This is a genomic window from Promicromonospora sp. NPDC023805 (genome assembly GCF_040639635.1).
GTDB lineage: Bacteria > Actinomycetota > Actinomycetes > Actinomycetales > Cellulomonadaceae > Promicromonospora.
In genome coordinates this window covers 201412-222286 of sequence record NZ_JBFAAH010000001.1, presented here as the reverse complement: position 1 = coordinate 222286, position 20875 = coordinate 201412, and the positions used below count along the sequence as shown (strand labels likewise).

The window sequence follows — 20875 nt, the reverse complement described above, 5'->3', positions numbered from 1 at the left end:
ATGCGGGCTATGTTGTCAGGCGTGACCTCCACCGTGCCAAGCCGTACTCCGGACAAGCCTTCGTCAGGCCGCCCCCGTCTCCTGCTGATCGATGGCCATTCCATGGCCTATCGGGCGTTCTACGCGCTGCCCGACACCCTCGCGACCAGCTCAGGACAGATCACCAACGCCGTCTACGGCTTCACGTCGATGCTGACGAACCTGCTGCGCGATGAGCAACCGACCCACATGGCCGTGGCGTTCGACGCGGGCCGGGTGACGTTCCGTACCGAGCGCTTCCCCGACTACAAGGGCACGCGGGCCGCCACGCCGGACGCGTTCAAGGGGCAGGTGCCGCTCATCAAGGAGGTCCTGGACACCCTGCGCATCAACTCGATCGAGCTCGCGGGCATCGAGGCGGACGACATCCTCGCCACCCTCGCCACGCAGGCGAGCGCTGCGGGCATGGACGTCCTCGTGTGCTCGGGCGACCGCGACACGCTGCAGCTCGTCAACGGCGACGTCACTGTCCTGTACCCCAAGAAGGGCGTGTCCGAGCTGGCCCGCATGGACCCGGCAGCGGTCGAGGCCAAGTACGGCCTGCCCCCTGAGCGCTACCCGGATCTCGCGGCGCTCGTCGGCGAGACCAGCGACAACCTGCCGGGCGTACCCGGCGTCGGGCCCAAGACCGCCGCCAAGTGGATCACCGCGTACGGCGGCCTCGCGGCCCTGCTCGACGCCGCCTCCGAGGTCAAGGGCAAGGCCGGCGAGAGCCTGCGCGCGAACCTGGACCAGGTCCGGGTCAACCGCGAGCTGAACGCCCTCCTGACCGACGTCGAGCTGCCGCTCGGCGTGGCCGACCTCGCCCTGGAGGGCTTTGACCGGGAGGCCGTGCACCTCGTCTCGGACACCCTGCAGTTCGGCCAGCTGCGCGACCGGCTCCTCGCCGTCGACCCCTCGGGCGCCGCCGCGGAGGAGGTGCCGGTGGCCGGCGGGGTCGAGCTCGACCTGGCCGACGTCGCCCCGGGCGCCCTCGGCGCCTGGCTCGCCGCCCGCTCGGAGCGCGTGGGCGTCGATGTGGCCGGTACGACAGTGGCGGGCGGCGGGGACGCCTGGGCCGTGGCCGTGGCGGAGCCGACCGGCGAGGCCGCGTACCTCGACCTGACACAGCTCGGACCCGACGACGAGAAGGCGCTCGCGGCCTGGCTGGCCGACCCAGCGGCGCCCAAGATCCTGCACGGGGCGAAGGCCGCCGCGCACATGCTCGCCGCGCGGAGCATGGACCTCGCGGGCGTCGCTTTCGACACCGAGCTCGCCGCCTACCTGTGCTACCCGGACCAGCGCGGCTACGACCTGGGCGATCTCGCGGTGCGCCACCTCGGCCGGGAGCTCAAGGTCGCACAGGCCGAAGGCGCCCAGGGTGCTCTGGACCTCTCGCTCGAAGGTGAGTCAGAGGGGCAGGCGGAGGCGGTGCGGGCCCACGGCGTGGCCGAGCTGGCGACCGCCCTGGAGGGCGAGCTCGCCGACCGCGGCGCCACCCACCTGCTGGACGACGTCGAGCTGCCGCTGTCCGGCGTGCTGGCGCGGATGGAGCGCATCGGCATCGCCGCCGACACGGAGTACCTGACCGGCCTGGAGAAGCAGTTCGCGCAGGGGGTCGCCGACGCCGCCGCCGAGGCGTACGCAGTGATCGACCGCGAGGTGAACCTCGGCAGCCCGAAGCAGCTGCAGGAGGTCCTGTTCGACCAGCTGGGCATGCCCAAGACCAAGAAGATCAAGACCGGGTACACGACCGACGCGGCGAGCCTGCAGGACCTGTTCGTCAAGACCGAGCACCCGTTCCTGGCCCACCTGCTCGCGCACCGCGACGTGTCGCGCCTGCGCACCACCGTCGAGGGGCTGCTCCGGTCGGTAGCCCCCGACGGGCGCATCCACACCACGTTCCAGCAGACCATCGCCGCGACGGGCCGGCTCAGCTCGACCGACCCGAACCTGCAGAACATCCCGATCCGCACGGAGGCTGGCCGCCAGATCCGGCGCGCGTTCCAGGTCGGCGCGGGCTACGAGTCGCTGCTGACCGCCGACTACAGCCAGATCGAGATGCGGATCATGGCCCACCTGTCGGGCGACGAGGGCCTGATCGAGGCGTTCAACTCGGGGGAGGACCTGCACCGGTACGTGGGCTCGCGCGTGTTCGAGGTCGAGCCCGCCGGCGTGACCGCGGAGATGCGCTCCAAGATCAAGGCCATGTCGTACGGCCTGGCCTACGGCCTGAGCGCCTTCGGCCTGTCCCAGCAGCTCAACATCGCCACGGGCGAGGCGCAGACGCTCATGGACGACTACTTCGAGCGGTTCGGCGGCGTGCGCGACTACCTGTCGGGAGTGGTCGAGGAGGCGCGGGCGACCGGGTACACCGCGACGATCCTGGGCCGGCGCCGCTACCTGCCCGACCTCACGAGCGACAACCGGCAGCGCCGCCAGATGGCCGAGCGGATGGCGCTCAACGCGCCGATCCAGGGCAGCGCCGCAGACATCATCAAGCTCGCGATGCTCAGGGTGCAGACCGCGCTGGACGAGCGAGGGCTCTCCTCCCGCCTGCTGCTCCAGGTGCACGACGAGCTCGTGCTCGAGGTCTTCCCGGGCGAGCGGGAGGTCGCGGAGGAGGTGCTGCGCAGCGAGATGGGCGCGGCCTACGAGCTCACCGTCCCGCTCGACGTCTCGGTGGGCACTGGCGCCACCTGGCACGAGGCGGGCCACTGACCCTCCGTTGAGTGCTGGCTATTTGTGAGATCTGGAGGCGTTGACCCACAAATAGCCCGCACTCAGCGGGCGGGTCAGGCCTTGAGCGTCACGAAGACCGCCGTGCCCGGGAGGTAGCGGCCGCGCTCCGGGCCCCAGCCGCCCCAGACCTGGTCGTTCCACTCCGGCCACTCCGGTTCGACCAGGTCCGTCAGCCGCAGGCCCGCGGCGGCGACGTCGCGCACGTGGTCGCCCACGGTGCGGTGGTACTCCGCGTAGAGGACACGGCCGGCGGCGTCGGCCTCCACGTACGGACGACGGTCGAAGTACGAGCGCGACGCGGTCAGGCCCCGCAGGGTCGGGTCGTCCGGGAACGCCCACCGCAGCGGGTGGGTGACCGAGAACACCCAGCGGCCGCCCGGGCGCAGCACGCGGGCGACCTCCCGGTGCACCGTGACGGCGTCGGGCACGAAGGGCAGCGCGCCGAAGGACGTGAAGACGACGTCGAACGAACCGTCCGCGAACGGCAGCGCCCTGGCATCCGCCTGGACCCGCGGCACGACGACGCCCGTTGCGACGTCGAGGCGCTCCGCACCCGCCAGCATGCCCGCCGAGTAGTCGGTGGCGACGGCCCGGGCCCCGCGGGAGGCGAGCCAGCGCGAGCAGTGCGCGGCTCCGGCCCCCACCTCCAGCACGTCGCGCCCGTCGACGTCGCCCAGGAGGCCGGCCTCCGCCTCGGTCAGACCCTCGGGACCCCAGCGGAAGCCGGCGTCACCGAGGAAGTCGCGGTGCTCGTCGAGGTACTCGTCGGCGTTGGCGTCCCACCACGCCCGGGCGGCCCCGGCGTCGTCAGGCAGGTCTCGGTAGCCGAAGGACACGGGCTGGTCATCGCTCACGAGGCAATCATCGCCCCTGTCTGCTTCCTATGGATTCGTACGGCTGTGTCTATGAGTCACGGGCGAATACCATAGGAGCGGCCATAACAAAAGGGTCACGATTGGATTCCGGTCAGGGAAGCGAAATACGCAGGCAACGAGAAGGCTCCTAAGGTCAGGCGCAAACGTCTGCGTGTCGTCGTGTCCCGAACCCGGGCTCGCCGATGCGCTCGAGGAAGGAGAGTGCCATGCGTCGACGCGCTACGCGCCTTGCGGGCGGCGTCACCCTGGTGACTGCGCTTGCAGTGGCTCTGAGTGGATGTGTCGCCAGCGAGCGGGACCCCGAGGGCAGCGACGAGGGCAGCGGCAAGAAAGCCTTCGTGTTCGCCGCGTCCGCGGACCCCGGATCGCTCGACCCCGCGTTCGCCAGTGACGGTGAGTCGTTCCGGGTCGCACGCCAGATCTTCGAGGGCCTCGTCGGAGTCGAGCCCGGCACCGCCGACCCCGCCCCCCTGCTCGCCGAGAGCTGGGACATCAGCGAGGACGGGCTGGAGTACACCTTCCACCTCAAGGAGGGCGTCAAGTTCCACGACGACACCGACTTCGACGCCGAGGCCGTGTGCTTCAACTTCGACCGGTGGGCGAACTGGACCGGCCTGGCCGCGTCCGAGTCCCTGTCCTACTACTACACGCACGTGTTCGGTGGTCAGGGCGAGAACGGCAAGTACGACTCGTGCGCGGCCTCGGACGCCACGACCGCGGTCGTGAAGCTGAAGAGCCCCCTGCCCGAGCTGGTCCCGGCGCTCTCGCTGCCGTCGTTCTCCATGCAGTCGCCCGCGGCGCTCGAGGAGTTCAACGCGGACGAGGTCGGCGGTGCCGAGGACGCTCCCGAGCTCTCCGAGTACGCCACGGCGCACCCGGTCGGCACAGGCCCGTACACGTTCAAGGAGTGGAAGGCCGGCGAGTCGGTCACCCTCAGCGCGTTCGACGGGTACTGGGGCGAGATCCTGGACGTCAAGAGCATCGTGTTCACGGTGATCCCCGAGGGCACGGCGCGCCGCCAGGCGCTCGAGTCCGGTGACATCGACGGCTACGACCTGGTCGCTCCGGCCGACGTCGACGCTCTCGCGGAGGCGGGCTACCAGATCCTGAACCGCGAGCCGTTCAACATCCTGTACCTGGGCATGAACCAGAAGCAGAAGCCGCTGGACGACATCCGCGTCCGCCAGGCGATCGCCCACGCGATCGACAAGGAGGCGCTGGTCGCGGCCGCGCTGCCCGAGGGCACCGAGGTCGCCACGCAGTTCGTGCCGTCCATCGTCTCCGGCTTCAGCGAGGACGTGACGGAGTACGAGTTCGACCAGGCCAAGGCCAAGGCCCTCCTGGCGGAGGCCGGGCAGGAGAACCTCGAGCTCGAGTTCAACTACCCGACCGACGTCTCGCGTCCGTACATGCCGGACGCCGCGGCGATCTACGAGGCCATCTCGGCAGACCTCGAGGAGGTCGGCATCACGGTGAAGGCGACGCCGGAGCCGTGGAGCCCCACCTACCTCGACACCATCCAGGGCAGCGCGAACCACGGGCTGCACCTGCTCGGCTGGACGGGTGACTACAACGACACCTACAACTTCATCGGCACCTTCTTCGGCGCCGAGTCGTCCGAGTGGGGCTTCAACGACCCGGACCTCTTCAAGAGCCTGAGCGACGCGCGGTACGCCGACGTCGACCAGCAGGAGGCCCAGTACCAGGCCGCGAACGAGGCAGTGATGGAGTTCCTGCCGGGCGTGCCGCTCGCCAGCCCGGTGCCGTCGCTCGCATTCACGGAGCAGGTGCAGGGCTACCCGGTGTCGCCGGTGCAGGACGAGGTCTACAGCGTCATCACGTTCTCGGAGTAAGAGGACCCGATGACACACCTAGGGCGCATCGCGCCTTAGGGTGAAGTGCTCAGGTCGGGGCGCGGCGCCTGCCGCGCCCCGACCGCTGTCCGTGACTTTCAAGGATCTTCCTGAGGATAGGTATGCTCCGCCTCATCGTGCAGCGGTTGCTGCTCCTGATACCGCTGCTCCTAGGGCTGTCGGTGCTGTTGTTCGCGTGGGTCCGGGCGCTGCCCGGGGGGCCAGCGACCGCCCTGCTGGGCGAGCGGGCCACACCCGAGGCCGTCGCTCGCATCAACACCCTGTACGGCTTCGACCAGCCGTTGCATCTCCAGTACTTCAAGTACCTGGGTCGTCTGCTGACGGGAGACTTCGGTGTCTCCACGCGGACCGGCCGTCCGGTGCTGGACGAGTTCATCACGCGCTTCCCCGCGACGATCGAGCTGACCGTGGTCGCCCTGATCATCGCGATCGGGATCGGCATCCCGCTCGGCTACGTCGCCGCCCGTCGGGCCGGCTCGATCATCGACCACTCGTCGGTCGTCGTGTCGCTGATCGGTGTCACCGTGCCGGTGTTCTTCCTCGCCTTCATCCTGAAGTACCTTTTCGCCGTGGAGCTGGGCTGGTTCCCCTCCACAGGGCGGCAGGACCCGACGATGATCGCGACGCATCCGACGAACTTCTACGTGCTGGACGGACTGCTCACGGGTGAGTGGGACGCCGCATGGGACGCGCTGGTGCACCTGATCCTGCCGGGCATCGCGCTCGGCACCATCCCGCTGGCGATCGTCGCGCGGATGACCCGCGCCGCGGTGTCCGAGGTGCAGAACGCCGACTACGTCCGCACCGCCCGCGCGAAGGGCATCAAGCCCGCCCGGCTGCGCGGCGAGCACATCATGAAGAACGCGATGCTTCCGGTGCTGACGACGATCGGCCTGCAGGTGGGCCTGCTGCTGTCGGGTGCGGTGCTCACCGAGACGGTCTTCGCGTTCAGCGGTATCGGCTCGTTCCTCGCGGAAGCCGTGTTCAACGCCGACTACCCGGTGATGCAGGGCTTCGTCCTGATGATCGCGATCGTGTACGCCCTCGTGAATCTGTTCGTCGACGTGTCGTACGGGCTGATCGACCCCAGGCTGAGGAGGCAGCAGTGAGTGCCAACGAGCTTCCTGTGACCGACGGAGTGGCTGCCCAGCCGCTCCACACCAGCATCCACGGCGACGGACCCGCCGGCGCCGACCACGGCGGCGAGGGTGTCTGGGCGCGTGCCTGGCGCACGCTCCGCAAGAACCCGGTGGCGATCGCCGGGTTCGTGATCGTCGCGGCCTTCGTCATGGTGGCGCTGCTCGCCCCGCTGATCGCTCCGTACGGGGCCCACGAGCTGCCGGGCCGCGCCGAGGTGCGCCCGACGATGATCCCCGGGCCGTCTGCCGAGTACCCGCTGGGCCTGGACCGCTACGGCGGCGACGTGCTGAGCAAGCTGATCTGGGGCGCCCGCGCGTCGCTCCTGGTCGGCGTCCTGTCCACGCTGTTCGGCCTGGCCGGGGGTATGGCCCTTGGTCTGCTCGCGGGCTGGTTCGGCAAGTGGGTCGACTTCGCCGCGATGCGCCTGGTGGACCTGATGCTGTCCGTGCCTTCGCTGCTCCTGGCCGTCTCGATCGCCGCGATCGCGGGCCAGTCCTCCATGTCGGTCATCGTTGCCATCGGTGTGGTGCAGATCCCGATCTTCGCCCGCCTGCTGCGCGGCTCGATGCTCGCGCAGCGCGGCCAGGACTACGTGCTTGCCGCTTCCGCGCTGGGCCTGAGCCGGCGCTCGGTGACCATGAGCCACGTGCTGCCCAACAGCGTCGGGCCGGTCATCGTGCAGGCGACGCTGACCCTTGCCACTGCGGTGATCGAGGCCGCGGCGCTGTCCTTCCTCGGCCTGGGTGGCGGCGAGCCGTCCACCGCCGAGTGGGGCCGCATGCTGACGGCCGCGCAGCAGGAGCTGGCGGTCGCGCCGCGCCTGGCGATCCTGCCCGGTATCTGCATCGCCGTGACGGCCCTCGGCTTCACCCTCGTGGGCGAGAGCCTGCGCGAGGCCCTCGACCCCCGGAACAGGACCCGAAAATGAGCGACACCCCTGAGCAGAAGACCCCAGCGTCCGGCACCGCGTCCGGCACGGCGTCCGGCACAGCGTCCGACTCGGTGGCCGGTCCGAACGCCGCCGACGTCGTCCTGCGCGTCGAGGACCTGTGCGTCGACTTCCGCACCGAGAACGGCGCGGCACGCGCCGTAGCGAACGCGAACCTGACGGTCCGGCGCGGCCAGACCGTGGCGATCGTGGGGGAGTCGGGCTCCGGCAAGACCACCCTCGCGATGGCCGTGCTCGGCCTGCTCGCGAGCAACGGCTCGGTGGCCGAGGGGCACATCTGGTTCAAGGACGAGGACCTGGGCAAGGTCAGCCCGCAGCGCATGGCGCAGCTGCGCGGGACCGAGCTGGGCCTCGTGCCGCAGGACCCGATGACCAACCTCGACCCGATCATGCGGATCGGGCAGCAGATCGACGAGGGCCTGATCGACAACGGCCTGCGCGGCCGCCGGGACGCGCGTGCTCGCACGGTCGAGCTGCTCGACGAGGTAGGCCTGCCCGACGCCCGGCGCCGGGCGAGCCAGTACCCGCACGAGTTCTCCGGCGGCATGCGCCAGCGCGCGCTCATCGCCATGGGCCTGTCGGGCCGCCCGGCGCTGCTGGTGGCGGACGAGCCGACGTCGGCGCTCGACGTGACGGTCCAGCGGGGCATCCTCGACCAGCTCTCCGGGCTGACCGAGGAGCTCGGCACGGCGGTGCTGCTCATCACGCACGACCTCGGTCTCGCGGCCGAGCGCGCCGACGTCGTAGTGGTCATGTACCGCGGCGACATCGTCGAGCAGGGTCCCGCACGCCAGGTCCTCACCGCACCGCAGCACGAGTACACCAAGCGCCTCATGGCGGCCGCGCCGTCGCTCGCCTCGCGGCGCATCGAGATCGCGCGCGAGCGCGGGCTCGAGGACGTGCTGGACGACGCCCTGCTGGCCCACGGCGAGGACGTGGCCGCGGACGGTGCGGCGGAGGCCGACGTACTGGTGTCCGTCAAGAACGTGAGCAAGGTCTTCTCGATCCGCGGCAACGGCCTGTTCTCGCGTGCCAAGGACTTCACGGCGGTCGACGGCGTGAGCCTCGACATACCGCGCGGTTCCACGGTGGCAGTGGTGGGGGAGTCGGGTTCGGGCAAGTCGACGCTCGCCCGGATGATCCTGGACATCGAGAAGCCGACCACGGGTTCGGTCACGTTCGACGGCGGCCTCGTGGGCGCCGGCAGCCACCGGGACCAGATCGCCTACCGGCGCCGGGTCCAGCCCGTGTTCCAGGACCCCTACTCGTCGCTCGACCCGCTCTACTCGGTGTACCGCGCGATCGAGGAGCCGCTGCGCGCGCACTCCTACGGTGACGCGGCGGCCCGCCGGGCCCGGGTGGAGGAGCTCGCCGACCAGGTGGCGCTCAGCAAGGGCCAGCTGCAGCGGTTCCCCTCCGAGCTGTCCGGCGGCCAGCGCCAGCGCGTGGCGATCGCGCGCGCCCTCGCGCTGTCGCCGGAGCTCGTGGTCTGCGACGAGGCGGTCTCGGCGCTCGACGTGGTGGTGCAGGCGCAGATCCTGCAGCTGCTCGCCGGTCTCCAGGAGGAGCTGGGGCTGACCTACCTCTTCATCACCCACGACCTCGCCGTCGTGCGGCAGATCGCCGACCGGGTGCTGGTGATGCAGGACGGGCGGGTGGTCGAGGAGGGGACCGTCGACTCGGTCTTCGACTCGCCCGCCACGGCCTACACGCGGGCCCTGCTCGACGCCATCCCCGGCAAGGATCTGGAGCTCGCGCTCTGAGGGCTCGCACCGAAGGTTCGCGGCGCCCTGGCTCGCGTTGACCAGGGCGCAGCGACGCCACTAGGATGGCTGGCGGTGCCGTGCGCCTTTTGGCGATCGTCGGCACCTCACGAGCACAGCACCAGCAGAGCTCGAACAGACCCTGTCCTTACTACGCCATGTCCGCATCGGAGCATCGAACTCAATGACCATCTCCACCCCCGCGAAGTCCGCACCCCAGGTTGCCATCAATGACATCGGCACCGAGGAGGACTTCCTTGCTGCCATCGACGCCACCATCAAGTACTTCAACGATGGGGACATCGTCGAAGGCACGATCGTCAAGGTGGACCGCGACGAGGTCCTTCTAGACATCGGCTACAAGACCGAGGGTGTGATCCCGTCCCGGGAGCTCTCGATCAAGCACGACGTCGACCCTGGCGAAGTTGTCGCCGTCGGTGACGCCGTCGAGGCCCTGGTTCTCCAGAAGGAGGACAAGGAAGGCCGCCTGATCCTGTCCAAGAAGCGCGCACAGTACGAGCGCGCCTGGGGCACGATCGAGAAGATCAAGGAAGAGGACGGCGTCGTCACCGGCACCGTCATCGAGGTCGTCAAGGGCGGCCTCATCCTCGACATCGGCCTGCGCGGCTTCCTCCCCGCCTCCCTCGTGGAGATGCGTCGGGTCCGCGACCTCCAGCCGTACGTCGGCAAGGAGATCGAGGCCAAGATCATCGAGCTCGACAAGAACCGGAACAACGTCGTGCTGTCGCGCCGTGCCTGGCTCGAGCAGACGCAGTCCGAGGTTCGCTCCACCTTCCTGCAGACGCTGCAGAAGGGCCAGGTGCGCCCGGGTGTCGTCTCCTCGATCGTCAACTTCGGTGCGTTCGTGGACCTCGGCGGCGTCGACGGTCTGGTGCACGTCTCGGAGCTGTCCTGGAAGCACATCGACCACCCGTCCGAGGTCGTCGAGGTCGGCCAGGAGGTCACGGTCGAGGTGCTCGACGTCGACTTCGACCGCGAGCGTGTCTCCCTGTCGCTGAAGGCGACGCAGGAGGACCCGTGGCAGACCTTCGCCCGTACGCACGCCATCGGTCAGGTCGTGCCGGGTAAGGTCACCAAGCTCGTCCCGTTCGGTGCGTTCGTCCGCGTCGAGGACGGCATCGAGGGCCTGGTCCACATCTCGGAGCTGGCCGTGCGCCACGTCGAGCTGCCGGAGCAGGTCGTCACCGTCGGTGCCGAGGTCTTCGTCAAGGTCATCGACATCGACCTGGAGCGTCGCCGCATCTCGCTGTCGCTCAAGCAGGCCAACGAGGGTGTGGACCCGGAGTCCGAGGACTTCGACCCCGCGCTGTACGGCATGGCCGCCGAGTACGACGACGCCGGGAACTACAAGTACCCGGACGGCTTCGACCCGGAGACCAACGAGTGGCTCGAGGGCTTCGAGACCCAGCGCGAGGCGTGGGAGGCGGAGTACGCCAAGGCGCACGAGCGCTGGACCGCGCACCGCAAGCAGGTCGCCGAGGCGCTCACCGCTGACACCGAGGCGGTCGAGGCCCCCGCGGCCGCGGCCGGCGGCGGTAGCAGCAGCAGTGGCAGCAGCAGCTCCACCACCTACTCCTCGGCTCCGGTCGAGGAGGTCGGCGGGACGCTGGCTTCGGACGAGGCGCTCGCCGCGCTCCGCGAGAAGCTCACGGGTAACTGACCCGAGCTTGATCGACGGCCCGTCGCCCCTTCGGGGGCGGCGGGCCGTCGTCGTCTCCCGGGCCTGCCGCCGGTGTTTTTCACGATGCGGTGCGGTGCCCGGTCCTGTGGCCGCATCCAGCTCGCTGACCTGCGACGACGCCGTTCTGTGCCGCTTCCTGATGTATCACAGGCGTGCTGGTCAGGCGGACCGTGATGTTGTTTGATGACTCCCCATGAGCCGACCCGGACCCGACGAGACGCGGGGCACGAGCCCAGCCGCTCTCCTCGAGCCCGAGCGCGCGGTGGTGCCGTTCATGGGCCGCGGGCGCGAGCTGGCGGAGCTGCGGTCGTGGGTACGGTCGCGCGAACCGGTAGCGCTGCGGCTGCTGTGCGGGCTCGGTGGTGTGGGCAAGACGCGCCTGGCGCTCGAGCTCGGCAAGAGCCTGCGGCGCACCGGATGGACTGTGGTCCACGTGGCGCCGGGCGCGGAGGCCGCCGCGGTCTACGCGGCCGCGGACACGCGCCGCGTCCTGCTGGTCGTCGACGACGCGGCGTCGCGGCCCGGACTGTCCGCGATGCTCGACGAGATCGGGTCCACCCGGTCGCGGGGGCGCCTGCGCGTCCTGTGCACCGCCCGCAGCGGCGGACAGTGGTGGCCAAGGGAGCGGTGGACCAGCCGGTTGTGGGCCGGGCGGACGCCGTCGGCCAGCCAGATGGCGCTGGAGCCGGCCCTCGACAGGACCCTCGACGTGGCCTTCGACCCCGCCCTCGGGCTGGAGGTCGAGCGTACGGATGACTATCGCGCGCTCGTCGAGGCGGCGGCGACGCGCTTCGCCAGGGCGCTGGGTCGCCCGGTCCCGCGGCTGCGGTTCCAGGCGGAGCCCGACCAGCAGGTGCGGGTGCTGGACCTGCACGCGGCCGCGCTGGCGACGGTGCTCGACGGCGGCGGCGACGTCGTCGACCCGGTGGGGGCGCTCGACCTGGTGTTCGGCCACGAACGCGCCCGGTGGGCAGGTTCGGACGCCGATGCGGGGTTCGCCCCGGGCACCGCCGAGGCGGCACTGGCCGTGGCGACGCTGCTCGGCGATCCAACGGACGAGGGCATCCGCGCGGCGCTGCGCCGGACCGGCGCGGAGCCCGTCGCGGGCCGGACGGCGGACGCCGTGGCGTGGGTCCGCGCCCACCTGCCGACGGTCCCGCGGCTGGCGGAGCTGCTCGTCTCGCGCACCCTGGCGGCGTCGGAGGAGCTCACCGCCGCCTGCACGCGCGACCTGGCGCCGTGCGAGGCGTTCGCGATGCTGGCGTTCGCGACCGAGATGGGTCTCGACCGGCCGGTCGCCGAGCGCGACGTCACCCGCGAGCTCGTCGAGGCCGCGGCGTCCGCCCTGCCTGCCGGACGGGCGGCGGACCTGCCCGCGCTGATGCGGGCCTCCCGCCGGCTGCCGCGCTCGTCGGCCGCCCTGGCCGTGCCGGTGCTCGACCGACTCACGCACCGGGTGGCGGATCTCGCCCGGGCGACCGGGAGCGACGCCGAACACGGTGAGGCGCTGACCGACCTCGGCATGGTGCTGATCGCCGAGGCTGAGCCCGACGTCGCGATCGGCGTGCTGCAGGAGGCGGCGGGCATGTGGCGCGGCCTCGCCTGGGGCGACGAGAACCGGTACCGGCCCGCGCTGTGCACTGCCCTGAACAACCTCGGGATGGGGTACCTGGCGGTGGGCAGGCACGGTGACGCCCTCGCCGTGCAGGAGGAGGTGATCTCCCTGTGCCGCCGGTTCCCCGCGGGCGACGGGCTGTGGGCGGACGCCGAGCAGGCACGCGCCCTCCAGAACGCGGGGGTGTCCTACACGGAGCTCGGCCGGGTCGGCGAGATCGAGGTGGCGCAGCGCGCGTCGCTCGAGATCTACCGCCGCCTCGCGGAGGGCGACCCGGTCCAGTACGAGCCGCGGGTCGCCGCGGTGCTGGGCAACTTCGAGGCCCTCACCGAGAACGGGCGGCCGGAGGACGCGCTGCCCGCGAACGCCGAGGCGGTGGCGATCCGCCGCAGGCTCGCCGCCGCCCGTCCCGAGCACCTCGGGGAGCTGGCCTGGTCGCTCGGCCAGCTCGGCACCACCCTGGAGGCCCTCGGGCGGTACGAGGAGGCGGGTGTCGTGCTCGTCGAGGCGCTGGAGCTCCAGCGCCGGCTCGCCAAGGAGAACGAGCGCGGGACCCGCCCAGACCTCGCCGGCGCGCTCTCGGCGCTCGGTGCGCTGTACTCGACCACCGGCCGCGCCGACGAGTCGCTCCGGCTGGAGCGGGAGGCGCTGGAGATCCGGCGCGAACTCGCCGGCGAGCACCCCGACCGGTACCTGCACTACCTCGCGCACTCGCTGTCGAACCTCGGCGTCACCCTGGCCCGGCGCGGCAGGTACGACGAGGCCGTGCTGCTGGAGGAGGAGGCTGTGGCCATCCGCCGCGGCCTGGCCGGCGGGAACGCCCGGTCCCTCAAGTACCTCGCGCAGTCCCTGTCCAACCTGGGCGTACGGTACGCCGACCTGGGCCGCTTCGAGGAGGCGCTGCCGCCCACGCAGGAGGCGGTCGACATGCTGCGGCGGCTCGTGCGGGAGCAGCCGGAGAAGTACCGTACGGGCCTCGCGGAGGCGCTCGCGAACCTCGGCGCCACCCTGCTCGACCTCGACCGGGCCACCGACGCGCTGCCGCCGATGCGGGAGGCGGTGATGATGCGGCGCCAGCTCGTCCTGGAGAACCCGGACAAGCACCGGCCCGACCTGGCGCTCGCGCTGTCCAACCTGGCCAGCGCGATGAGCGCGGTCGGTGACAACGTCGCCGCGCTCGGGCACGCGCGGGAGGCGGTCGACATGCGCCGCCGGCTCGCGGCCGACCTGCCCGAGCGGTACCGGTCCGAGCTGGAGCGGTCCCGGGCGGTGCTCGCGCGGATCGACGCGGCGATCCGGAACCCGGCGTCCGCGCCGTAGCCGGACACACCCAGCGGTCAGACGTGCTGCGCGCGCTCGTGGGCGCGGTGGGTGTGCGGCTCCACCTGGAACGTGGAGTGCTCGACCGCGATGTCGAAGTGCTGGGCCACGCACTCCTGCAGCTGGTCGAGGATGCGGGCGGCGTGGCCGTCGGTGAAGCAGTCGGTGCCGACCACCACGTGGGCGCTCAGCACGGGCAGGCCCGTGGCGATGAGCGACGCGTGCATGTCGTGCACGTCCTCCACGTGGTCGAGCTTCAGCAGGTGCGCACGGACCTCGTCGAGATCGAGGCCCGGCGGTGACGACTCCAGGAGCACGGACACGGTCTCGCGCAGCAGCCTGAGCGCGCGCGGGAGGATGAGGGCGCCGATGAGCAGCCCCGCGACGACGTCGGCCCGCTGCCAGCCCGTCAGGGTGATGACGACCGCCGCCACGACCACCGCGAGCGAGCCCAGGGCGTCGCTGACCACCTCGAGGAACGCGGCGCGCAGGTTCAGGTTGGCGGTACGCCGCCCGGCGAGCACCGCCATCGCCGCGACGTTCCCCACCAGGCCGATCAGGCCGAACACCACGAGCTCGCCGCCAGGCACCGCAGGGGGTGCGGCAAGCCGCGAGATGCCCTCGACGAGCACGTACACGCCGACGGCGAGCAGGACGCCGGACTGGGCGAGAGCAGCGATCACCTCGGCCCTGCGATAGCCCCAGGTACGCCTGGCCGACGGCGGCCGCTCCATCAGCCGTGCGGCGAACAGGGCCATCGCGAGGCCACCGGCGTCGGTGAGCAGGTGCACCGTGTCCACGAGCAGCGCGAGGCTGCCCGTCAGCGCGGCGCCGACGACCTGGGCGAGCAGTACCGCCGTCGTGATCGCGAACGCGGCGGTGAGGCGGCCACGATGGCTGTCCGGCGCGTGATGGTGGTGGTGGGAGTCCACAGGGCACATCCTCCCAGCCCGTGCCGCCGAGCACCCGCTCAGCCGCTGAACCGCCGGACCCGTGGCTAGGCGGTCGCCGCGAACTGGGTCCGGTACAGGTCGGCGTACAGGCCCCCGGCGGCGAGCAGCTCTGCGTGCGTGCCCGACTGCGCCACCCGCCCGTCGGCGAGCACCACTATGCGGTCCGCCGCGCGCACCGTGGACAGGCGGTGCGCGATGACCAGCGACGTCCGGCCGGCGAGAGCCTGGTCGAGCGCCACCTGCACTGCGGCCTCGGACTCCGAGTCGAGGTGTGCGGTGGCCTCGTCGAGCACCACGACGTCGGGCGCCTTGAGCAGGAGCCGAGCGATCGCGAGGCGCTGCCGCTCACCGCCGGACAGCCGGTAGCCGCGGTCGCCCACCACCGTCTCCAAACCCTCGGGCAGCCTGTCGACGAGATCCCAGATGCGCGCCTGGCGCAGCACCCGCTCCAGGTCGGCGTCCGTCGCCTCCGGGCGCACGAACCGCAGGTTCGCGGACATCGTGTCGTGGAACAGGTGGGCGTCCTGGGAGACGACGCCGACGGTCGCCCGCAGCGACGCGAACGTCACGTCCCGCAGGTCGATGCCGGCGATGTCCACCGTGCCCGACGTCGGGTCGTACATCCGGCTGACCAGCTGCGAGATCGTGGTCTTGCCCGCCCCGGACGGGCCGACGAGCGCCACCATCGAACCGGCGGGCACCTCGAACGAGACGTCGACCAGGGTGTCCGCCGTCGGATCCTTGCGCTGCCCCGCCACCGACTCCAGGGAGGCGAGCGACACCTCCTCGGCCCGGGGATACCGGAACGTCACGTCCGCGAAGGAGATCGAGGCGCCCCGGGCGGCGACGGCGGCCCGCAGGTCGACGGCGTCCGGCTTCTCGGCCACCGACGGCTCCAGGTCCAGCACCTCCAGCACCCGCTCGAACGACACGAGCGCCGTCATCACGTCGACCTGGACGTTCGCCATCGCCGTCAGCGGCCCGTACAGGCGCGTGAGGTACGTGGCGAGCGCCACTACCGTGCCGACCGTGAGCTCGCCCGCGATGGCCTGCAGCCCGCCGAGCCCGTACACGGCCGCGACGGCCAGGGACGCGATGGTCGCCAGCCCCACGCGGAACCAGGTGCCGAGCAGCGCCGTCCGGATGCCCAGGTCGCGGCGCTCGCGGGCGGGCTCGGCGAACCGCTCGGACTCGGTCGCGGGGTCGCCGAAGACCTTGACGAGGTGGGCGCCGGACACGTTGAACCGCTCGTTCATGACCTGGCCCAGGTCGGCGTCGACCTCCATGCCGCGGCGGGTCAGGGCGGCGAGCCGGCGGCCGAACCAGCGCGCAGGGAACACGAACAGCGGCACCAGCACGAGGGCGCCGAGAGTGAGCTCCCACGACATGGTGAGCATCGCCGCGAGCGTGAAGGCGATGGTCAGGGTGTTGGAGACCACCGTCTGCAGGGTCGACGTGAAGGCGCGCTGCGCGCCGAGCACGTCGCCGTTGAGGCGCTGCACGAGCGCACCCGTACGGGCCCGCGAGAAGAAGGCCAGCGGCATGCGCTGGACGTGGTCGAACACGGCTACGCGCAGGTCGAGGATGAGTCCCTCGCCGACCTGGGACGACACGAGCCGGTCCGCCACGGACAGCCCGGCGGCCAGGATCGCGAGCACCGCCGCCGCGCCGGCCAGCAGGACGACCAGGCGGGTGTCGCCGCCCGTGATGCCGTCGTCGATGATCCGCTGGAAGAGCAACGGAGTGGCGGCGCCCGCGGCGGCCTCCAGGGCCAGGATCAGCACGAACAGGATCAGTCTGCCCCGGTAGGGGCGGGCGAAACCCACTATGCGCCGCAGCGTGGCCCGGCCGAGGCGCTCGTGGGCGACCGAGCCGTCCTGCGTGAACGACCGCATCGCGCGGCCCCCGCCCATGCTCCCACCGCCACCGTGCATGCTCACGACTGCATCGTCGCACGCGGCCCGGTTCCGTCCGGTATCGGGTCCGGCTCTCTCCGGCGAGCACAGGTGTCCCGAAGGTAGCCGGACTGCCGACAGTGAGCTGGACCACACGGGTGTTACGTGTTCTCCGCAGCCCGTGATAGAAACCCACGATCGGGCGTCTACGCAGGTCGCCCCATACTTCGACGGATGATTCGATGAATATCGACGGGTGGAGGGCCATGTCTGACCTGGAGCCGCAGCGGAGCGGAGGTCGCGTGGCGCTGGTAGATCTGACCGGTGCGAAGGACATGACCGCGGAACTGCGGAAGCTGCAGGACCGGTGGGGGCCGGTGGCCCCCGTCGACCTGGAGCCTGGAGTGCCCGGCTGGCTCGTGCTGGGGCATGCCGAGGTCATGGAGGTGATGCGTACGGAGAGCGTCTTCGCGCGCGACCCGCGGCACTGGAACGAGCGGCTGCCGCTGGACTCGACCCTGCACGCGATCCTCTCGCCGGCCGGACGGCGCGCGCTGTACTACGCGGACGGCGCGGACCACCGGCGGCTGCGGCTCCCGGTGGACGAGGCGTTCGCGGGCATCGACGAGGCGCAGACCGCCGCGATGGTGCGAGGCGTGTGCAGCCGGCTGATCGACTCCTTCGCTGCCCAGGGCCACGCCGACCTGATCGGCGGGTACGCCGCGGCGGTCTCGTTCCTGTCGGTGTCGGGCATGTTCGGGTTCGACGAGCGGCAGGGCATCGCCCTGCTGCGGTGCGCGCACGGCATCTTCGGGCACGGCGGCGACTCCGTGACAGCGCTGGCCACCATGGACCAGATAGTGCTCGACCACGTCCTCGCGACGCGCGAGGAACCAGGGAACAACCTGACCGCCCGGTTCGTCGAGCACCCGAGCTTCGAGGACGACACGGAGATCGTGCACTCGATGGTGGTGGCGATCTGCGCGGCCAACGAGATGCTCGTGACGTGGATCGCGGCCACGCTGCGCCGGATGCTCACCGACCCGCGCTACACCGGCCGGGTCACGGGCGTGCGCCGCGGCCTGGACGACGCGATGGACGAGACGCTGTGGAGCGAGCCACCCGTCGCCAACCTGCCGGCCCGGTACGCCGTGACCGACTGCACGCTCGGCAGGGTACGGATCCAGGCAGGGGACGCGATAGTCATGGGCCTGGCCGCCGCGAACAACGACCCGCGGGTGCGCACCACCGACGACCTGTTCGAGGCGAACAACCGGTCGCACCTGTCGTTCGGCGTCGGGCCGCACGCCTGCCCGGCCAGGCGTCCGGGGCGGCTGGTGGTGAAGATCGCCGTGGAGAGCCTCATGGAGCGGCTCGACCTGCGTCTCACCGACCCCGAGGTGACGTGGGCCCCGTCGCCGTGGTCGCGGTACCCGGCGGTGCTGCCCGTGGCGTTCACGCCCGAGCGGCAGTCCGCTCGTACGCCTGCCCGGGTCTGACCCGGGCAGGCGTCGCGGCACCTACTGCCGGGGCGTGAGGGACCACCCGGTGAGGGTCCCCGCGTCGCCGGCGGCGGTGTCCTGGACGCGGAGGTTCCAGGTGCCGTCCACGGGTTCGGCGGCCAGGTTGACGACGAAGGTCTGGTGCACGTCGTCGGTGCCGCCGCCGGCCCTGTCGAGGAGCGTGTACGCCGTGCCGTCGGGGGCGATCAGCCGCACGACGAGGTCGCCACGGTAGGGGTGGGTGATGTCGACGCGGACCTGTGCCGACGCCGAGGCGTTACCGGGGCAGCGCGCCAGGGTGATCGGGCTGTTGATCGTGGTGTTGTCGGGGACCGGGACGTCGGTGGTGTTCTCGCCGGCGCAGACCGGCGGCGGGCTGGTCGGCGGGTCGAGGCGGAGGGCCCAGGAGTCGATGTACCCGGTGTCGCCGGTCTGGGTGTCCCGGACGCGCAGCCGCCACGGTCCGTCAGCGGTCTCGTCGGACAGGTCGACCGGGTAGCTCGTGCTGATGCCGTCCGCGGCGCCGCCGGTGCCGCGGTGCAAGGGGTAGGCCGTGCCGCCCGGGGCGATCAGGTCGACATAGAGGTCGCCGATGTAGCCGTGCACGATCGCGACGTCGACCACGGCGGTGGCGCTGGGGGTGGTGGCGCAGCCGGTGACGGAGACGACCGACTCGACCACCCCGTTGTCCTGGATCGGTACGTTGCTGCCGTTGGTCTGGGTGCAGCCCGGCGGGCCGGCAACGGTCAGGCGGTAGGTGGTGGCGTGCCACGTCGTCCCGCGCGCGCGGATCTGGACCGCGTAGGTCCCCGGCGGGGTCGACGACGTGGCGGTCACGGTGAGCGTCGACGTCTGACCCGACGTGATGGTGGCCGGCTCGAAGGACGACGTCACGCCGGACGGGAGGCCGCTCGTGGTCAGCGCCACCTGCTGCGGTTCGCCGAGCGTGGTACGGGTCGAGACGGTGGTCGTGACTGACGATCCTGCCTGGACGATCCCCTCGGCACTGTCGAGCACTACCGCGAAGTCCCGGGTGGGCGGTGGCACGTTCCCGGTGTACAGCAGGCGGTTCGGGGAACCTGTGCCCGCTCCCGTGACGACGTCGGGCGTGGCGGCGGCGAGCAGGGTGGCCGAGACCTGGGCAGGGGTGAGCGTGGGATCGGTCGCGAGATGGAGGGCGGCCGCGCCGGCCACGTGCGGTGTGGCCATCGACGTGCCGTTGATCGTGCTGGTGGCGGTGTCGCTGGTGTGCCAGGCCGAGGTGATCGACGAGCCGGGCGCGAACAGGTCGAGGCAGGGGCCGATGTTCGAGTAGGGCGGCTTGGCGTCGGCGCTGGTGGTGGCACCGACGGTCAGCGCGGCGGGCGTGGAAGCGGGTGAGCGGGTGCAGGCGTCGCTGTTGGTCTCGTTGCCTGCCGCCACCGCGTAGGTGATGCCGTCGGCGATCGAGGCGGACACGGCGTCGTTCATCGCCTGGGAGAAGCCGCCGCCGAGCGATACGTTGGCGACCGCCGGCTCGCCCGGCTGATGGTGGGCCGTGACCCAGTCGATGCCGGCGATCACGTCTGCCGTGGTGCCGTCGCCCGCGCAGTCCAGCACCCGCACCCCGACCAGCGAGACGTCCTTTGCGATGCCGTGGCTCTCGCCGCCGACCGTGCCGGCCACGTGGGTGCCGTGGCCGTTGCAGTCGGCCGCGTCGGCGTCGCCGTCCACGACGTCGGTGCCCGAGATCGCGCGATCCTCGAAGTCTTGGTGGCCGACCCGGATGCCGGTGTCGATGACGTAGGCCGTCACCCCGGCTCCGGTGTTCGGATAGGTGTACGAGGTGTCAAGGGGCAGGGCGCGCTGGTCGGCCCGGTCCAGGCCCCAGCTCGGGGTCGGCGACTGGACCTCGGCGACGCTCATCCGCTGGTTGGCCTCGACATAGGCGACCGCCGGGTCCCGGCTGAGCCGGCGGGCGTCGGCGGCGGACATGGCCACGCTGAAGCCCGGGACGGTGTGCCCGAACGTGTCCCGCAGCTCGCCGGAGAACTCCTTCGTCAGGGCCCGGGCCTCGGCGTCCGCCCGGGACGGCGCTGCGTCGTCGAGCACGACTATGTACTCGCCCGGGATCGCCGCACGGCTCTGCTCGCCGAGGACGTCCCCGGCCCGTGCGGCCTGTGGGGACGGCGCGCCCGTGCCCGCCGCCGCAGGCAGCGCGACCGAGGCCAGGACGACGGCGACGGCGGTGGCCATGCCGAGAGCGACCACGCCGGGCGACGTGCGGCGCGCGGGGCCGGCCTGCTGGTTGATCGACTGACTCACGGGTGCCTCCCAGATGTTGCCTCCCAGATCGCGGATCACCGTACGGCGCCGGACTCCGGGCAGGCAGAGGTCGTGCCACACCGTCGGGGGTGATTCGGTCATGCCCGAAATGAGAGCGATCTGTTAGCCCGCCCCAAGATCCTCGCCTGTGTGTCCGGCTGAGGTGCCGGACGGCGACGAAGGGTTGAGCATGCGTTCAGGCGAGGATCTCGAGCCAGGCACG

General features: G+C 71.4%; 12 protein-coding genes. 8 read left to right on the top strand and 4 right to left on the bottom strand.

The features are described from left to right. Window positions 1–9: 9 nt before the first annotated feature. Complete coding sequence (polA, locus tag AB0F70_RS00965) at window positions 10–2739, top strand: DNA polymerase I (RefSeq protein ID WP_357442539.1); 2730 nt, start codon at window positions 10–12, stop codon at window positions 2737–2739. Window positions 2740–2813: 74 nt separating this feature from the next. Here the strand turns inward: polA and AB0F70_RS00960 are convergent, their stop codons facing one another. Beyond that, window positions 2814–3614, bottom strand: a complete 801-nt coding sequence (locus AB0F70_RS00960; protein ID WP_357442537.1) for a class I SAM-dependent methyltransferase — start codon at window positions 3612–3614, stop codon at window positions 2814–2816. 227 nt (window positions 3615–3841) lie between these two features. Here AB0F70_RS00960 and AB0F70_RS00955 point away from each other — a divergent pair, with 227 nt between their 5' ends. The 6 genes from AB0F70_RS00955 (at window position 3842) to AB0F70_RS00930 (ending at window position 13998) form a co-directional block, all read left to right on the top strand. Continuing rightward, a complete protein-coding gene (locus AB0F70_RS00955) occupies window positions 3842–5488 on the top strand; it encodes an ABC transporter substrate-binding protein (protein WP_357442535.1) in 1647 nt (548 codons plus the stop codon). A gap of 122 nt (window positions 5489–5610) precedes the next feature. Continuing rightward, the gene (locus AB0F70_RS00950) at window positions 5611–6618 is read left to right on the top strand and encodes an ABC transporter permease (protein WP_357442533.1); all 1008 of its coding nucleotides are present in this window, start codon (window positions 5611–5613) and stop codon (window positions 6616–6618) included. Window positions 6619–6674: 56 nt separating this feature from the next. Beyond that, window positions 6675–7577 carry an ABC transporter permease gene (locus tag AB0F70_RS00945; protein ID WP_357443558.1) on the top strand — a complete coding sequence of 301 codons (903 nt, stop codon included), beginning with the start codon at window positions 6675–6677 and terminating at the stop codon, window positions 7575–7577. Further along, window positions 7574–9361, top strand: coding sequence for an ABC transporter ATP-binding protein (locus AB0F70_RS00940; protein ID WP_357442531.1), 1788 nt, complete (start codon window positions 7574–7576; stop codon window positions 9359–9361). Before AB0F70_RS00945 ends, AB0F70_RS00940 begins: the two co-directional genes overlap by 4 nt. A 184-nt stretch (window positions 9362–9545) precedes the next feature. After that, window positions 9546–11042, top strand: coding sequence for a 30S ribosomal protein S1 (gene rpsA / locus AB0F70_RS00935; protein WP_357442529.1), 1497 nt, complete (start codon window positions 9546–9548; stop codon window positions 11040–11042). A gap of 214 nt (window positions 11043–11256) precedes the next feature. Beyond that, complete coding sequence (locus tag AB0F70_RS00930; RefSeq protein ID WP_357442527.1) at window positions 11257–13998, top strand: tetratricopeptide repeat protein; 2742 nt, start codon at window positions 11257–11259, stop codon at window positions 13996–13998. A 17-nt stretch (window positions 13999–14015) separates the two neighbouring features. Here AB0F70_RS00930 and AB0F70_RS00925 read toward each other — a convergent pair whose 3' ends face one another. Together AB0F70_RS00925 and AB0F70_RS00920 are read right to left on the bottom strand one after the other, a co-directional pair. Continuing rightward, complete coding sequence (locus tag AB0F70_RS00925) at window positions 14016–14939, bottom strand: cation diffusion facilitator family transporter (RefSeq protein ID WP_357442525.1); 924 nt, start codon at window positions 14937–14939, stop codon at window positions 14016–14018. Window positions 14940–14995: 56 nt separating this feature from the next. Further along, window positions 14996–16885, bottom strand: coding sequence for an ABC transporter ATP-binding protein (locus AB0F70_RS00920; RefSeq protein WP_357443557.1), 1890 nt, complete (start codon window positions 16883–16885; stop codon window positions 14996–14998). A 227-nt stretch (window positions 16886–17112) separates the two neighbouring features. Between AB0F70_RS00920 and AB0F70_RS00915 the strand changes: the two genes are divergently transcribed. Then, window positions 17113–18345, top strand: coding sequence for a cytochrome P450 (locus AB0F70_RS00915; protein ID WP_357442523.1), 1233 nt, complete (start codon window positions 17113–17115; stop codon window positions 18343–18345). Between the two features lie 21 nt (window positions 18346–18366). On the opposite strand, the gene AB0F70_RS00910 is transcribed toward AB0F70_RS00915, so the two are convergent. Then, window positions 18367–20754, bottom strand: a complete 2388-nt coding sequence (locus AB0F70_RS00910; protein ID WP_357442521.1) for a S8 family serine peptidase — start codon at window positions 20752–20754, stop codon at window positions 18367–18369. Window positions 20755–20875: the final 121 nt, after the last annotated feature.

What these genes read in the sequence shown, in the direction of transcription:
- AB0F70_RS00915 (WP_357442523.1), top strand. Translation starts at nt 17,113, where the DNA reads ATGTCTGACCTGGAGCCGCAGCGGAGCGGAGGTCGCGTGGCGCTGGTA.
- AB0F70_RS00925 (WP_357442525.1), bottom strand. Translation starts at nt 14,939, where the DNA reads ATGTGCCCTGTGGACTCCCACCACCACCATCACGCGCCGGACAGCCAT.
- AB0F70_RS00910 (WP_357442521.1), bottom strand. Translation starts at nt 20,754, where the DNA reads ATGACCGAATCACCCCCGACGGTGTGGCACGACCTCTGCCTGCCCGGA.
- rpsA (WP_357442529.1), top strand. Translation starts at nt 9,546, where the DNA reads ATGACCATCTCCACCCCCGCGAAGTCCGCACCCCAGGTTGCCATCAAT.
- AB0F70_RS00930 (WP_357442527.1), top strand. Translation starts at nt 11,257, where the DNA reads ATGAGCCGACCCGGACCCGACGAGACGCGGGGCACGAGCCCAGCCGCT.
- AB0F70_RS00955 (WP_357442535.1), top strand. Translation starts at nt 3,842, where the DNA reads ATGCGTCGACGCGCTACGCGCCTTGCGGGCGGCGTCACCCTGGTGACT.
- polA (WP_357442539.1), top strand. Translation starts at nt 10, where the DNA reads ATGTTGTCAGGCGTGACCTCCACCGTGCCAAGCCGTACTCCGGACAAG.
- AB0F70_RS00950 (WP_357442533.1), top strand. Translation starts at nt 5,611, where the DNA reads ATGCTCCGCCTCATCGTGCAGCGGTTGCTGCTCCTGATACCGCTGCTC.
- AB0F70_RS00920 (WP_357443557.1), bottom strand. Translation starts at nt 16,885, where the DNA reads ATGCACGGTGGCGGTGGGAGCATGGGCGGGGGCCGCGCGATGCGGTCG.
- AB0F70_RS00940 (WP_357442531.1), top strand. Translation starts at nt 7,574, where the DNA reads ATGAGCGACACCCCTGAGCAGAAGACCCCAGCGTCCGGCACCGCGTCC.